A 14,725-nucleotide genomic window follows, 5' to 3' on the forward strand; every position below is an offset into this window, starting at 1 on the left:
CCCCGGCGCCCCGCGTCACTCCTCGGCGGTGCGCAGCCGTTCCGGGACGGTGCCCAGCACCAGGGTGGAGATCGCCTGGTCGATGCCGTGGCCGAGGAACCACTCGCCGGTGTGGTCCAGGCTGTAGACCCGGCCCTCCTCGTCGACGGCCAGCAGCGCCTGCCCGTACGCCTCCTCGCCGAGCGGGGCCAGCCGGGTGCCCAGCGCCCGGCCCAGGTCGAGCAGGGTGCGCGGCTGGTGCAGGCCGCACAGCGGGTCGATCAGGAACGGCGTGCGGGCCAGCTGGCGGCCCGGGCCGGACAGGTCGAAGGCGAGGCCGCCGAACTCGGCCCACGCCTCCACCGCCGCCGGGAAGACCACGTGCCCCGCGCCGGTGGGAGCGCCGTACCCGACCAGGGTGTCGGCCCACTCCTCGGCCTGCCGGATCTGCCAGCGGCCGGGGTGCCAGCCGGCCGCCTTGAGCTCGGCGGCGACGTCGGCGGGGAAGCGCGGGCGGGTCCGGGCGCCGGCGGGGGAGAGGGTGGCCGGTGCGGGCGGGACGGGCGGGTTCAGGGCGGACTCCAGGGCTGGGGGACGGGGGGAACGGGCCGACACGCGGCCGGTCAGTGCGCGGGCGGCCCGACGGCGACGCTGCGCACGGTGAAGTGCTCCAGCATCGGGTCGCAGGAACGGCACGGCGGGGCGTGGCTGCCGTGCGCCGGGTCGCCCTCCTCGCGGATGCGAACGGTCGTCATCCGGGAGCCCTTGAGCGCCTTGCGGGCCTCGTGCAGGGTCATCGGCTTGCGGGCGGCCCGCTTGGAGCGCCGGCCGTCGACCCCGGTCAGGTACTGGGAGAGCAGGACGGCCTCCGGGCAGCGGCCGGTGAAGCGCTCGCGGGCCTCCGACGGCAGGGTGGCCAGGAAGTCGGCGACCAGGTGGTGCAGCACCGGGCGGCGCGGGTCCTTGTCGCCCGCCAGGGTGTGCACCTCGCCGCCCTTGAGCGACAGCGCGGCGGCGACGGCGGGCAGCAGGCTGTCGCGGTGGTGGCGCAGCACGGGCGGGCCCGCCGGCTCACCGGTGGTCATCCGTCGTCCTCCTCCTCGTGATCCGGCGTCGGCCGGAGCGACCGGGCCGGTCCTGGGCAAGCCTGTCAAACGGCACCGACAACCGCACAACCGGGGTGCGGCGGCGGCCGGTGCCGCGACGGACCGGGCGGGCGGCCACCCGGTCCTGGCCGAACGCGCGTGCGTCCGTCACGACTTGTCCGCTGATCCACCGACACCGGCCCCGGGCCCCCGGGGGGAGGTGCCGGTGGCGAGCCGAGGGGGCCGGGCGCGGACCGGCCCCGCGGCCCGCGGCCGGGGCCCCGGCCGTCCGCCTGGCAGACGGGGGGTTGAAGGCAGGCCCTAGGCTGGTGCCCAGCAAGCACCGTATTTTGCAGCAGCCAGTGGGGGCTCCCAGATGACGACAGGTCGGCCCGGCGTCGCCGCCGCACCGAACGCGGCGTACGCAGGTCAGGTGGTGCAGTTCCCGGACCCGGTCCGCGCGGAGCGGCACCCCGCCGGGGTCAGGGTGGACGAGTACGGCTTCCCGGACTTCGGCCCGTACGCCGCCGCGGCGGCCGAGGTCGCCGACCCGCCGGAGGGCTTCGGCGTGGACGAGCTGCGGCTGACCGACTACGTCTCGGCCAACGCCGCGCTCTACACCCAGGGCCACCCGCTCTGGGCCGACCTGCCCACCGCCGTCGCCACCCCGCCCGGCTGGACCTGGCACCACGCGGTCGGCCGGGCCGCCCCCGGCTGGCGGCGGATGGAGCTCGTCCCGGTCGAGGTCAAGGCGCTGCTGCGGCACCACGCCGGCCTGGCCACCTCGGCCGCCGACCACACCCGCCGCGGCACCCGCCCGCTGCAGGAGCGCCGGCCGGTGCACTTCGCGCTGGCCATGGACGGCGGCGACCCGATCGGCGTCCCCGAGGACCTGGTGCAGCGCGCCGAGCAGCGCCTCGGCTACCGGCTGCCCGACGCCTACCGGACCTTCCTCAAGCTGGGCGGCGGCCGCGCCCCGGTCGGCGTGGCGCTGGACACCGAGCTCGGGCTGCTGCTCGACCAGCCGTTCCTGACCCTCACCGAGGAGTACGGCACCGAGGACCTCGTGTACGCCAACAAGTGCCTGCGCGACCACCTCACCAAGGACTACCTGGGCATCGCCTACGCGCAGGGCGGCCTGGTCGCGCTCAAGGTGCGCGGCGAGCGGGCCGGCTCGGTCTGGTTCCACCTGTACGACGACGCCCGCGACAACGGCGCCCCGGAGGCCCCGGAGGACCGCTGCGCCCGGCTGCTGCTGCCCTGCGGCGAGGACTTCGACGCCTTCCTGCTGCGGTTGGCGGGCAGCCCGCCGGAGCTGGAGACGGTCGCGGAGCTGATGGTGGACGGCGGGTTCGCCCGGGCCGTCCCGGTGGGCTGAGGCGCGTGGTCTCGGTGGTCGCGGTGGTGTCGGTGGAACGGGGGACGAAGAGGATGCGGACAGGGGTGAACCGGGCGTGGTGACGTACGCGCAGGCGCAGGAGCTCGCCGAGGAGTGGATCAACGGCGGGGTGCCGCGCTCGCAGCAGCGCGAGGTGCGGGTCCGGGAGTTCGACCTGGGCTTCGTCTGCTGGGCGGTGGCGCCCGCGGACGACGGCTCCGGCGGTACGGGCGGGAGCGGCGGCTCGGGGGAGGCGCGGCTGGTGATCGCCCGGGACTCGGGCGCCAGCACGCTCTGGCCCGCGCTGCCCGTCAACGAGGTGGTCCGGCAGTACGAGGAGGTCTACGGGCGGCCGGTGGCGGCCAACCCGGCCGGGGCGGCGAAGCCCGCGCCCGGGCCGGTGGAGGCGACCTCCTTCCTGCTCAGCCCGCCGCAGTGGCTCCAGGAGGCGGGGGCCGCGGCGATCGCGGCGGAGGCGGAGCGGCTCGGGACGGCTCCGGCCGGCCCGCAGGGGGAGGCCGCGGATGCTCCGGCCGCTGCTGCTGCCGCTGTCGCGCCGGTCGAGGAGCCGCCTGCTCCGGCGCCGGCTCCGGCTCCGGTCCCCGCTCCGGCTCCGGCGCCGCGGCCCGCCCCTGCCGTGCTGACCGAGCCGCCGGTCTCCGACCGGCCCGCCGGGGACGCGCCGACCATGCTCGCGCCGCCCCCGCACGACGAGCCGGTGCCGCCGCCCGCGGCGCCGCCCGCGCCCGTCGCACCTGTCGCTCCCGCGCCCGTCCCGCCCGCCGCTCCCGTGGCGCCCGCCGGGCCGGGGCAGCCGTCGGCCGGGGACGAGGCCGCGACCGTCCTGATGCCCGAGGGGCTGCGGATCACCGGCTCGGACCGGCCCGAGCCCGCCGCGCCGGCCGGTGCGGAGGCCGCGACCATGCTGATGCCGCCGGCGAGCGGCGGCTACGGCATGCCCCCGGTCCCCCCGCCCGCCGCCGAACCGCCCGCCGCCCCGCCGGCCCCGGTGCCCGCCCCGGCCGCCGAGCCGCCGGACGCCGTGCCCGGGCTGATGGGCCTGCCGGGTGCCCCGGCCGGGCCGCCCGCCGGCGGTGCGCCGGTGGAGCAGGCGCCGACGATGCTGGCCCCGCCCGGCGGTGTGCCCGGCCCCGGTGGTCCGCCCGGTGCCCCGGCCGCGCCGCCCGCCGCCGGCCCGCAGGTCGAGCACGCGCCGACGATGCTGGCCCCGCCCGGCGGTCTGCCCGGCCTGGCCGGTCTGCCGGGTGCCCCGGGCCCCGGCACTCCGGCTCCCGGCACCCCTGTCCCCGGTGCCCCGGAGGGCACCGCGGCGCAGGGCGGACTCGGCCGGGGCGCGGCTTCGGCCCCGCCGCCGCCCCCGCCGGCCGCGCTGCGCGGTGGCCCCGCCGGTGCCCCCGGTGCGGGCGCCGCTCCCGCCGGGCTGGGGCGCAACGCGGCTTCGGTCCCGCCGCCGCCCCCGCCCGCCGGGCTGAAGCACACCCCGGGCTCCGGCACGCCCGCCGCCGCCCCCGGCGGCCGCGGCGCCGCGTCCACCCCGCCGCCTCCGCCCCCGGCGGGTCTGCGCGGCGGGGAGGCCACGGCGGCCCCGCAGGGCGGTCCGTCCGCTTCCGGGACGGCCTACGAGGCGACCCAGCTGGCGGGCGCGATCGACCCGGCGCTGCTGAGCGGCCCGGTGGACCCGGGCACCCCGCCGTCCGGCGGCCCCGCCGTCCCGCCGCCGCCCGGCGGCCCGGCGGCCCCGGCCGCGCCCGCGGCCGGCTACGGCTACCCGAACGCGGGCGGTGCCGCCGGGGTCGTCCCGCCGGCGGCGGCGCCCGGCTCGCCGCCGTCCGCGCAGGTGCCCCCGGGCGTGCCCGCGGTCGGCCCGGGGTACTTCGCCGCGCTCAGCTACCGGGGCCCGGACGGCTCGGAGCAGAAGCTGCTGCACCGCAGCGAGCCCGGCACCCCGCACCCGGAGTGGAAGATCCTCCAGGACCTGCGCCGGCTCAACGTGCCGCCGGAGCAGGTGCTGGAGCTCTACACCGAGCTGGAGTCGTGCGACCTGCCGGGCGGCTACTGCAACCGCATGATCGCCGCGTCCTGGCCGAACGTCCGCCTGACCCACACCGCCCCGTACGGCCGTGACCACGCCTCCCGGCAGGCCGGGATGGCCGAGCTGCTGGACCACCTGGACGAGCTGCACCAGCTGGCCTCCGGCGCCCAGCGGGTCCGCCCGTTCCGGGTGCCGCTGCCCGCGCCGGGGACGGTCCAGGCGCTGCCGCCGCTCCCGCCGCAGCAGCTGGCCCAGGAGGCGGGCGCCGCCTTCGGGCAGAACCTGTTCCGCTACGAGCAGCGCGCCGTCTCCCGCCAGGGGGTGCCCGAGCCGGTGTCCCAGTCCCTGATGTGGGCCGGGCTGCCGCGCGATTTCGGGCCGTTCTTCTGGGCGCAGGCGCAGGAGGGCCGTCCGATCCCGACGCTCGCCGAGCTGGCCGCCGAGCGCGGCCTCGGCGCGGGCCCGGACTTCGGCGGCTACCTGGTGCTGGGCAACGACTACGGCCGCCAGCTGTGCGTCCAGTACGGCACCGCGCACGTGGTGGCCGTGGACATCGATGGAACCGGCCAGCCGCCCCGGTTCGTCAACAGCGGTGTACCGGAGTTCGTCCGCTCGCTGGCCCTGCTGGGCCGGATGTGGCGGCTGCGGTACGGGCTGACGCCGGACCAGGCCGGTCGCTGGACGACCGACTTCCAGGCCCAGCTCGCCGCGATCGACCCGGCGGCCCTGCAGAACGCGGACACGTGGTGGGCCGTGCTGCTGGAGCAGTTCTGGGACGGCCTGCTGTAGCGGACCGTCGCTGATCCTCGCAGGTGGGAGGGGTCGTTCCGGTGTCCGGAACGACCCCTTCAGCATGCCGCCGCAGCTGTGCCTCGTTGGGGTTTCGCCCGGATCTGCGCAAAATAGGTCAAGAGGATGGGTCTATTCGTCCGGTCCTCGACACATTCCGGTCCGTACGGCGACGGAATCCGGCCCCGGGCTCCGAACCGGTTCCGGATCCGTCCGTTCCGTCCGATCATGGGCTCCGCAGCCCGCGAAACGAGGGGAAGAGCCCATGAGCGACGCCGTCCCCCAGTACGGCTTCACCCAGGCCCGCCGTGGCTACGCGCCCGAGCAGGTCGAACGAGCCCTCGCCGCTCTCACCGCGCAGCGGGACGAGGCGTGGGAGCGGCTGAGCGTCCTGGGTGCAGGCATCCGGCAGATGGAGGCCCGGCTGGCCGACATCCGCCGGACCGCCGAGGAGGCCCCGGACCCCGACTACCACGTGCTCAGCGAGCAGGCCGCCGGACTGGCCGCGATGGCCGAGAACGAGGCGCGCGCCGTCCGGGAGAAGGCCGAGCGCTTCGCCGAGGACCTCCGGGACGAGGTCTACGAGGCCGGGCAGGCGGCCGCCAGTGCCGCCAAGGAGTACGCCGCCACGACCCGGGCCGACGCGGACGCGGCCGCCCGCCGCACCGAGGAGCGGACCCGGGCCGAGGCCGAGAGCATCCGGTCCGACGCCGACCGGGAGAGCCGCGCCGTCCGGGACGCCGCCACCGCCTACGCCGCCAAGGTGCGGGTGGCCGCCGCCGAGGCCGGCGAGCAGGCCGAGGCCGAGCTGGCCGCCCGGCGCCGCAAGGCCGACGAGACCTTCGCCGCCGCCCAGGCCAAGGCCGACGCCGAGGACGCGGAGGTGTCGGCGACCGCCGAGCGCCGGGTCAAGGAGGCGGAGCAGCAGCGGGAGACCGTGCTGAACCGGATCAAGCAGCTGGAGACGGACGCCCAGGCCAAGGCCGACCAGTTGATCGAGCGGGCCCGCCGGGAGGCCGAGGAGATCAACGCGGCGAGCGAGCGCGAGCAGCGCGAGTACGACGCCCGGCTGGACACGGTGCAGCAGCACCTGGACCACATCAAGGCCACACTGGCCTCGCTCACCGGGGCGGCGGTCGGCCAGATCGAGCCCGAGGCGGTGGCCGCGGCGGCCCGGGCCTCCAGGGACTCCGCCGAGGCGGCCGTGCCGGCGCCGCCGGCCCCGCGGGACGCGGTCGCGGACGCCGCCGTCGCCGATGCCGTCGTCGACGCCGGGCCGGTGGACGACGCCGCGCCGGTGGACTCGGAGGCGGACACCGGGGAGATCCCGGTGGCGAACCTGCGCAAGGCCCTGGCCTCCGAGGCCCCGGCCGCGGGCAAGGCGCCCGCCCAGGAGCAGTCCGCGACCGTGCTGCGGACCCCGGTGGTCGGCAGCAGCGCCACCAAGGCCATCGGCGGGCGGGTGGCGACCGGCCCGGTGCCGCCGAAGCCGGCCGCGCCGCCGGCCGGGGAGACGGTGGACGGGAGGGTGGGCGACGGCCCGGCGGCCGGAGCCGCCGACGGGAAGACCGCCGCCGGGGACGGCGCCGGGAAGCCCTCGGAGGACGAGACCCGGATCGTACCGAAGATCATCATCGTGGACGACGGCAGCGACTACGCGACCCCGCACACGGTGAGCTACCGCCGCCGCTGACCGGCCGCCGGCCAAGCGTCGCGAAGGCCCCGACTGCCCCCCGCCTTGGGTGGTCGGGGCCTTCGCCGTGCCGGGAGCCGGGCGGACCGGTGGCCGGGCGGCGGGGCGGCGGGGCGGTGGCCGGGCGGCGGGGCGGTGGCCGGGCGGCGGGGTTGGACCGGGAGAAGGGGTGGCGGCTACGGGATGGGCGGCCGGCCGGCGGGGTGGGCCCCGGAACGAAAGGGGCCGAGACCCGTGGCGCCCTCCAGGAAAGGGCGCCACGGTTCCCGGCGCTTGGGCGGGCGCCCCCACCCAGGGCCGCCCGGCCTCGCACCTCCGACCCCCATCGGTGGTGCGACAGTGCCCCCACAGCCATCCCCCACGGTTGGGTGCGGCGGGCACGTTCACCATGGTGCGCGATCTCCATGGACGGGCAGTGACAGGAGTATGTCCAGTTCGTGGCGGATAGCCGAGCCCGGTCCGGTGCGGCTCCCGGTTGGTTCGTCCACCGGGCGGTCCGGTGTTCCGTCCTGTCGTTCGTCCCCGGACGTGCTCCTGACAAGACTGTGCGGGGAGGGCGCCGGGACGGCCGGCGGTTCGGCTCCCGACCCGGCCCGGAGCCGGCCCCGACCAGGCCGCCGTCGGCCCCGGTCCGGCCCCGGTCCGGCCCCGGTCCGGCCCCGCCGAAGGCGTGCACCGCGTGTGTGTCGGTGCCTCGGCGTAGGCTGGAGACCCCCGGCCGCTCGGCGTGCCGGGCCGTTCGCGTTGCCCCGGCGGGCCTTCGCCGCCCGGGGGCAGCACCAGCCACGGGACGAAGAAGAGACCCTAGATGAGTCTGACCGGACTGCTCGATGTCGTCGCGCGGGACGCGGCGCTCGCCGAGGCGATCGAGGCGGCCACCGCCCCCGGAGCCGCGGCCGGCGGACGCCGCCACCTGGACCTGGTGGGCCCGCCCGCCGCCCGGCCGTTCGCCGTCGCCGCACTGGCCCGCGCGCTCGCCGGGCAGGCCGCCGGGGACCACGGCCGCCCGGTGCTCGCCGTCACCGCGACCGGCCGCGAGGCCGAGGACCTCGCGGCGTCGCTGCGCTCGCTGCTGTCCGCCGACGCCGTCGCCGAGTTCCCGGCCTGGGAGACCCTGCCGCACGAGCGGCTGTCGCCCCGCTCGGACACCGTCGGACGCCGGCTGGCCGTGCTGCGCCGGATCGTGCACCCGCGGGCGGACGACCCGGCGGCCGGGCCGGTCCAGGTGATCGTCGCCCCGGTCCGCTCGGTGCTCCAGCCGCAGGTCAAGGGGCTGGCCGAGCTGGAGCCGGTGGCCGTGCGGCGCGGCGAGTCGTACGACCTGGAGGAGGTGGCCCGCCGGCTCTCCGCCGCCGCCTACGCGCGCGTCGAACTGGTCGAGAAGCGCGGCGAGTTCGCCGTACGCGGCGGCATCCTGGACGTCTTCCCGCCGACCGAGGAGCACCCGCTGCGGGTGGAGTTCTGGGGCGACGAGGTCGAGGAGATCCGGTACTTCAAGGTCGCCGACCAGCGCTCGCTGGAGATCGCCGAGCACGGCCTGTGGGCGCCGCCCTGCCGGGAGCTGCTGCTCACCGACGAGGTGCGGGCCCGGGCCGCCGAGCTGTCCGCCGAGCACCCCGGGCTGGCCGAGATCCTGGACAAGATCGCCGAGGGCATCGCGGTCGAGGGCATGGAGTCGCTGGCGCCGGTGCTGGTGGACGACATGGAGCTGCTGCTGGACGTGCTGCCGCTCGGCTCCGTCGCGGTGGTCTGCGACCCGGAGCGGGTCCGCACTCGGGCCGCCGACCTGGTGGCGACCAGCCAGGAGTTCCTGCACGCCTCCTGGGTCGCGGCCGCGTCCGGCGGGGACCGTCCGATCGACCTGGAGGCCATCGACGTCTCCGCCGCCTCGCTGCGCTCGCTCGCCGAGGTGCGCGAGCACGCCGACCGGATCGGGCTGGCCTGGTGGTCCGTCAGCCCGTTCGCGACCAGCGAGTCGACCGTCGACGGCATCCTGGAGTTCGACGCCAACACGCTGACCCTCGGCATGCACGCCGTCGAGGCCTACCGCGGCGACACCGCCCGGGCGATCGCCGACGCCAAGGAGCGGCTGGCCGCCGACTGGCGGGTCGTCATGGTGACCGAGGGCCACGGCCCGGCCTCCCGGCTCGCCGAGGTGCTGGGCAACGAGGGCATCCCGGCCCGGCTGGTCGCCGACCTCGCGGAGGCGCCCACCCGGGACGTCGTCCACGTCTCCTGCGGCTCCATCGAGCACGGCTTCGTCGACGAGAACCTCAAGCTCACGGTCATCACCGAGACCGACCTGTCCGGCCAGAGGTCCTCCACCAAGGACATGCGCCGGATGCCCTCGCGCCGCCGCAACGCGATCGACCCGCTGGCGCTGGTGGCCGGCGACTACGTCGTCCACGAGGCGCACGGCGTCGGCAAGTACGTCGAGATGGTGCAGCGCACCGTCCAGGGCGCCACCCGCGAGTACCTGGTGCTGGAGTACGCCCCGGCCAAGCGCGGCCACCCCGGCGACCGGCTGTTCGTGCCGACCGACCAGCTCGACCAGGTCACCAAGTACGTCGGCGGCGAGGCCCCGACGCTGCACCGGCTCGGCGGCGCGGACTGGGCGAAGACCAAGCAGCGGGCCAAGAAGGCGGTCAAGGAGATCGCCGCCGACCTGATCAGGCTGTACTCGGCCCGGATGGCCGCCCCCGGCCACACCTTCGGCCCGGACACCCCCTGGCAGCGGGAGCTGGAGGACGCCTTCCCGTACGCGGAGACGCCGGACCAGCTGACCACCATCGCCGAGGTCAAGTCGGACATGGAGAAGTCCGTCCCGATGGACCGGCTGATCTGCGGCGACGTCGGCTACGGCAAGACCGAGATCGCGGTGCGGGCCGCGTTCAAGGCCGTGCAGGACGGCAAGCAGGTGGCGGTGCTGGTGCCGACCACGCTGCTGGTGCAGCAGCACTTCTCGACCTTCGCCGAGCGGTACGCCAACTTCCCGGTGACGGTGAAGGCGCTGTCCCGCTTCCAGACCGACAGCGAGGCCAAGGCCGTCCTGGAGGGGCTGTTCGAGGGCTCGGTGGACGTCGTCATCGGCACCCACCGGCTGTTCTCCTCCGAGACCAGGTTCAAGGACCTCGGCCTGGTCATCGTCGACGAGGAGCAGCGCTTCGGCGTCGAGCACAAGGAGCAGCTGAAGAAGCTGCGCGCCAACGTGGACGTGCTCACCATGTCCGCGACCCCGATCCCGCGCACCCTGGAGATGGCGGTCACCGGCATCCGCGAGATGTCCACCATCACCACCCCGCCGGAGGAGCGGCACCCGGTGCTGACCTTCGTCGGGCCGTACGACGAGAAGCAGATCTCGGCCGCGATCCGGCGTGAACTCCTGCGCGAGGGCCAGGTGTTCTACATCCACAACCGGGTGGAGTCGATCGACAAGGCGGCCGCCCGGCTGAAGGACCTGGTGCCCGAGGCGCGGATCGCCACCGCGCACGGGCAGATGGGGGAGACCCAGCTGGAGAAGGTCGTCGTCGACTTCTGGGAGAAGGAGTTCGACGTCCTGGTGTCGACCACGATCGTGGAGTCCGGCATCGACATCTCCAACGCCAACACCCTGATCGTGGAGCGCGGCGACACCTTCGGCCTCTCCCAGCTGCACCAGCTGCGCGGCCGGGTCGGGCGCGGCCGGGAGCGCGGCTACGCGTACATGCTCTACCCGCCGGAGAAGCCGCTCACCGAGACCGCGCACGAGCGGCTGGCCACCATCGCCCAGCACACCGAGATGGGCGCCGGCATGTACGTTGCGATGAAGGACCTGGAGATCCGCGGCGCGGGCAACCTGCTCGGCGGCGAGCAGTCCGGGCACATCGCGGGCGTCGGGTTCGACCTCTACATGCGGATGGTCGGCGAGGCGGTGGCGGAGTTCCGCGAGTCGCTGGCCAACGGCGGGCAGCCGGAGGAGGAGCCGCTGGAGGTGAAGATCGAGCTGCCGGTCGACGCCCACGTGCCGCACGACTACGCGCCCGGCGAGCGGCTGCGGCTGCAGGCGTACCGCTCGATCGCGGCGGTCAACTCCGAGGAGGACATCACGCAGGTCCGGGACGAGCTGGTGGACCGCTACGGCAAGCTGCCCGAGCCGGTGGAGAACCTGCTGATGGTCGCGGCGCTGCGGCTGTACGCCCGGCGGTGCGGGATCTCGGACATCACCCTCCAAGGCTCCAACGTCCGCTTCGGGCCGGTGGAGCTGCGGGAGTCCCAGCAGCTGCGGCTGAACCGGCTCTACCCGCGCAGCCAGGTGAAGTCGGCGGCCCGGCAACTGCTGGTGCCGCGCCCGAGCACCGGGCGAATCGGCGGCAAGCCGCTGGTCGGGCGGGAACTGCTGGGCTGGTGCACCGAGTTCCTGTCGGCCATGTTCGACGACCTGGCGGGGGCGAAGAAGTAGCGCCCGTCCTCGGGGTGGTCCACGGCGGTCTCGGGTTCTGCCCCGGGGCCGCCGTTTCGTGTGAACGGGCGCCGACCGTCGTTGACGGGACGCGACCCGCGGGCCGGACCGTGAACCGGGTGAACCGACGCGTCAGCCGAGCTTCCACTGACCGGTCTGCGGGGCGAAGCCGCTGTCGAGGCCGAACTGGGCCTTGTCGAGCTTGGCGTCCTTCGGGACCTCGAAGGTGACGAAGCCGAGGGCGCTCTCGCCGGGGGCGATGTTGGCGGGGACCTGGAAGCTCGGGCCGGCCTTGGTGTCCGCGATCGTGGTGCCGAAGGCCTGGCCCTGGGTGTCGACCACCTTGGCGCTGTTGCCCGGGACGTCGCTGTAGGCCTTCTTGCCGCTCGCCTTGATCCGGAACTGGACCGCGACGAAGCGGTTGCCCTCGGCCGGGTGGGTGAACTCGTCCCCGCCCTCGGCGTTGTCGACCACCTTCACCACCGTCACGTCGGCGGTGTCGGCCGGATCGTTGCCCTTCAGCGCGATGGTGTCGCCGACCTTGGCGGCGGCCTTGCCGGTGTCCGCGGGCTTGTTCTCGGCCGGCTTGCCGTCGGCCGGCTTGCCGTCGGCGGGCTTGGCGGCCTCGGAGCCGGTGGCGGCCGCCGTCCGCTTCGGCTCCGTCGAGACGGAGGGGCCGCTGGTGGAGCTGCACGCCGTCGCGCTCAGGGTGACCAGCGCGGCGCCCAGCAGCAGGGCGGTGCGGCGGGTGGCGCTGCGACGGACGGTGGTGCGGTGGACGGCGGTACGGCGGGCGTTCGCGGACATGGGTGTCTCCCGGCGGATCGGTGGTGTTCCCCTGCGTCGCCTCCGTTCGGCGGCGACGGGGAGATCACACCACCGGGACGTGAACCGCGTCAATGGGATTTCACAAAACAGCTCTGTTCACATGTGAACTCCGCTGACGAGGGGCGTCGCTATGCTGTGTGGTCACAGCCCCCGCCCCTGCTGTGCGGTCGCAGCCCCCACCGAAGGAGCCCCCGTGCCGGACCGTTCCGAAGTGACCGCCGCCGAGATCGCTCGGCTGGCCGGCGTCGGCCGGGCCGCGGTCAGCAACTGGCGCCGCCGCCACCCCGACTTCCCGCGCCCGGTCGGCGGCACCGACGCCAGCCCGGCCTTCGCGCTCCCGGAGGTCGAGTCCTGGCTGCGCGCCCAGGGCAAGATCGCCGAGCTCCCGCTGCTGGAGCGGGTCTGGCAGCTCGTCGACACCCTCCGCGACCCGGCCGGCCACCCCGCCGCCCCGCTGGTCGAGGCGGGCGCCCTGCTCCTGCTGCTGCACCGCGAGCCCGGTCGGTGGACCGAACTCGCCGACCGGCCGGACACCCGGCTCGCCGTCGCACTGCCCCGGGCCGTCACCGGCACCGCCGTGCACGCCTTCGGCCCGGACGGCGCCCGCACCCTCGGACTTCCGGGCCTGCTCGGCAGCACCCAGCTGGACCTCGCCCGGCTGCTCGCCGAACTCGCCGCCCGGAGCGGCCCGGTCGGCGCGTACGAGCAACTGCTCACCCGGTACGCCGAGGCCAACACCCGGCAGCTCAGCCCCACCCCGCCGGAGGCCGCCGAACTGCTCGCCGCCGTCGCCGGCGTTCCCGCCACCGTGCTCGACCCGGCCGTCGGCCTCGGCGCCGTCCTGCTCGTCCACCCGCCGACCACCGGCCGCTACGGCCAGGACGCCGACCCGGTGACCGCCGCCCTCGCCCGGCTCCGGCTCGCCCTGCACACCCCCGCCGACGAACCCGGCCCGCTCCCGCTCGACCTGCGGGCCGGCGACGCCCTGCGCGCCGACGGCTTCCCCGGCGACACCTTCGAGGCCGTGCTCTGCCAGCCCCCGTACAACGAACGCGACTGGGGCCACGACGAGCTGCAGTTCGACACCCGCTGGCCCGGCGGGCTCGTCCCGCCGCGCGGCGAGTCCGAACTCGCCTGGGTGCTGCACTGCCTCGCGCACACCCGCCCCGGCGGCCTCGCCGCGCTGCTGCTCCCGCCGACCGTCGCCGCCCGCAGGGCAGGCCGCCGCATCCGGGCCGAACTGCTGCGCTCCGGCGCGCTGCGGGCCGTCATCGCGCTGCCGGCCGGCGCCGCCCCGCCGTACGGCGTCCCGCTGCACCTGTGGGTGCTGCGCGCGCCCCGGCCGGGGGACGACTTCCGCCAGGTGCTGCTGCTCGACGCGGGGGCGGCGCCCTCCGGTCCGGCCGGGGCCGCCGGGGCGCCGACCGCCGAGGGCGGACGGGACAAGGTCGACTGGACCGAGCTGCGGCGCACCGTCCTGGAGGCCTGGCGCGGCTTCGACCTCGCCGCGCGCGAGGGCCTGCCGGTCCCCGACGACCGCCCCGGCGTCCACCGGGCGATGGCCGCCATCGACCTGCTGGACGACGAGACCGACCTCTCCCCGGCCCGGCACGTGCCGCCCGCGGCCCCGCTCGGTGGCGCGGCCGAACTCGGCCACCTCGGCGGGCGGCTGGCCGAGCTGCTGGCCGGCCTGCCCGACCCGGCCACCCTGCTGCCGCGGCCGGCGGCCGCGCCCGACGGGGCGTCCGGCGGGGCGTCCGGCGGAGCCGGCGGCGGAGCGTCCGGGGCGTCCGGGGCGGCTCCGGTCGGGACGGTCACCATCGGCGAGCTGGTCCGCGGCGGCGCGCTGGAGGTGTTCTCCTCCGGCACCGGCGCCGCCACCCGCCCGATCGGGACGGGTCCGGGCGGCACCCCCGTCGTCACCGACCAGGACCTCGCCACCGGCGCCGCGCCCAGCGCCGTCCTGGCCGACTGCCCCGGCCCGGCCGGAGACGTCCGCACCCGCCCCGGCGACGTCCTGGTCCCCGCCCTCGGCGGCGGCACCGCCCGGGTCGTCCCCGCCGACGGCCCGCTGGTCGGCGTCGCACTCGGCCGCCAGCTCCACCTCCTGCGGCCCGACCAGGGCGCCCTCGACCCCGAGTTCCTGGCCGGCCAGTTCCGCTCCACCGCCGGCACCCGGCGCGCCGCCAGCCACGCCACCACCACCGCCCGCCTCGACATCCGCCGGGTCGAGCTCCCCCGCCTCCCGCTCCCCGCCCAGCAGCGCCTCGGCGCCGCCTTCGCCCGCCTCGCCGCCTTCGACACCGCCCTCGCCCAAGCCGCCGCCCTCGGCCGCAGCCTCACCCAGGCGGCGACCGATGCCCTGGCGACCGGCACCCTGGAGCCGCCGGCCTGAGGGCCGCCGTGGAGGTGACTCGGACTCAGTGCCGGTGTCCTCCGGTGTCGCTGCGGTCGGGCGGAAGGGCCTCCGGGGCGGGCGGGT

At 76.5% G+C, this 14,725-nt stretch carries 8 protein-coding genes; 5 read left to right on the forward strand and 3 right to left on the reverse strand.

The window, feature by feature from the left end; all coding sequences use genetic code 11:
* Positions 1–15 precede the first annotated feature (15 nt).
* Together ACZ5GH_RS21615 and ACZ5GH_RS21620 are read right to left on the reverse strand one after the other, a co-directional pair.
* Positions 16–594: an SUKH-3 domain-containing protein gene (locus tag ACZ5GH_RS21615; protein WP_464335054.1), complete on the reverse strand. Its 579-nt coding sequence runs from the start codon at positions 592–594 to the stop codon at positions 16–18.
* 8 nt (positions 595–602) lie between these two features.
* A complete protein-coding gene (locus ACZ5GH_RS21620; protein WP_387749567.1) occupies positions 603–1,064 on the reverse strand; it encodes a YwqJ-related putative deaminase in 462 nt (153 codons plus the stop codon).
* Between the two features lie 376 nt (positions 1,065–1,440).
* On the opposite strand from ACZ5GH_RS21620, the gene ACZ5GH_RS21625 reads away from it, so the two are divergent.
* From ACZ5GH_RS21625 to mfd, 4 genes are all read left to right on the forward strand, one after another.
* Positions 1,441–2,442, forward strand: a complete 1,002-nt coding sequence (locus tag ACZ5GH_RS21625) for an SMI1/KNR4 family protein (RefSeq protein ID WP_387749569.1) — start codon at positions 1,441–1,443, stop codon at positions 2,440–2,442.
* 76 nt (positions 2,443–2,518) lie between these two features.
* Positions 2,519–5,284 carry an SUKH-4 family immunity protein gene (locus tag ACZ5GH_RS21630; RefSeq protein ID WP_464335055.1) on the forward strand — a complete coding sequence of 922 codons (2,766 nt, stop codon included), beginning with the start codon at positions 2,519–2,521 and terminating at the stop codon, positions 5,282–5,284.
* Between the two features lie 265 nt (positions 5,285–5,549).
* Positions 5,550–6,977, forward strand: a complete 1,428-nt coding sequence (locus ACZ5GH_RS21635; protein WP_387749573.1) for a coiled-coil domain-containing protein — start codon at positions 5,550–5,552, stop codon at positions 6,975–6,977.
* An 808-nt stretch (positions 6,978–7,785) separates the two neighbouring features.
* On the forward strand, positions 7,786–11,415 hold the full coding sequence (gene mfd, locus ACZ5GH_RS21640) for a transcription-repair coupling factor (RefSeq protein WP_464335056.1): 3,630 nt from the start codon (positions 7,786–7,788) through the stop codon (positions 11,413–11,415).
* Between the two features lie 132 nt (positions 11,416–11,547).
* Here the strand turns inward: mfd and ACZ5GH_RS21645 are convergent, their stop codons facing one another.
* Complete coding sequence (locus tag ACZ5GH_RS21645) at positions 11,548–12,222, reverse strand: DUF4352 domain-containing protein (protein ID WP_464335057.1); 675 nt, start codon at positions 12,220–12,222, stop codon at positions 11,548–11,550.
* Between the two features lie 214 nt (positions 12,223–12,436).
* Between ACZ5GH_RS21645 and ACZ5GH_RS21650 the strand changes: the two genes are divergently transcribed.
* Positions 12,437–14,638: an N-6 DNA methylase gene (locus ACZ5GH_RS21650; RefSeq protein ID WP_464335058.1), complete on the forward strand. Its 2,202-nt coding sequence runs from the start codon at positions 12,437–12,439 to the stop codon at positions 14,636–14,638.
* Positions 14,639–14,725 lie beyond the last annotated feature (87 nt).

Source organism: Kitasatospora sp. Xyl93, assembly GCF_055383135.1.

Excerpts from the sequence above, each read along its gene's own strand:
- ACZ5GH_RS21625 (WP_387749569.1), top strand. The coding sequence starts at position 1,441 with ATGACGACAGGTCGGCCCGGCGTCGCCGCCGCACCGAACGCGGCGTAC.
- ACZ5GH_RS21620 (WP_387749567.1), bottom strand. The coding sequence starts at position 1,064 with ATGACCACCGGTGAGCCGGCGGGCCCGCCCGTGCTGCGCCACCACCGC.
- mfd (WP_464335056.1), top strand. The coding sequence starts at position 7,786 with ATGAGTCTGACCGGACTGCTCGATGTCGTCGCGCGGGACGCGGCGCTC.
- ACZ5GH_RS21635 (WP_387749573.1), top strand. The coding sequence starts at position 5,550 with ATGAGCGACGCCGTCCCCCAGTACGGCTTCACCCAGGCCCGCCGTGGC.
- ACZ5GH_RS21645 (WP_464335057.1), bottom strand. The coding sequence starts at position 12,222 with ATGTCCGCGAACGCCCGCCGTACCGCCGTCCACCGCACCACCGTCCGT.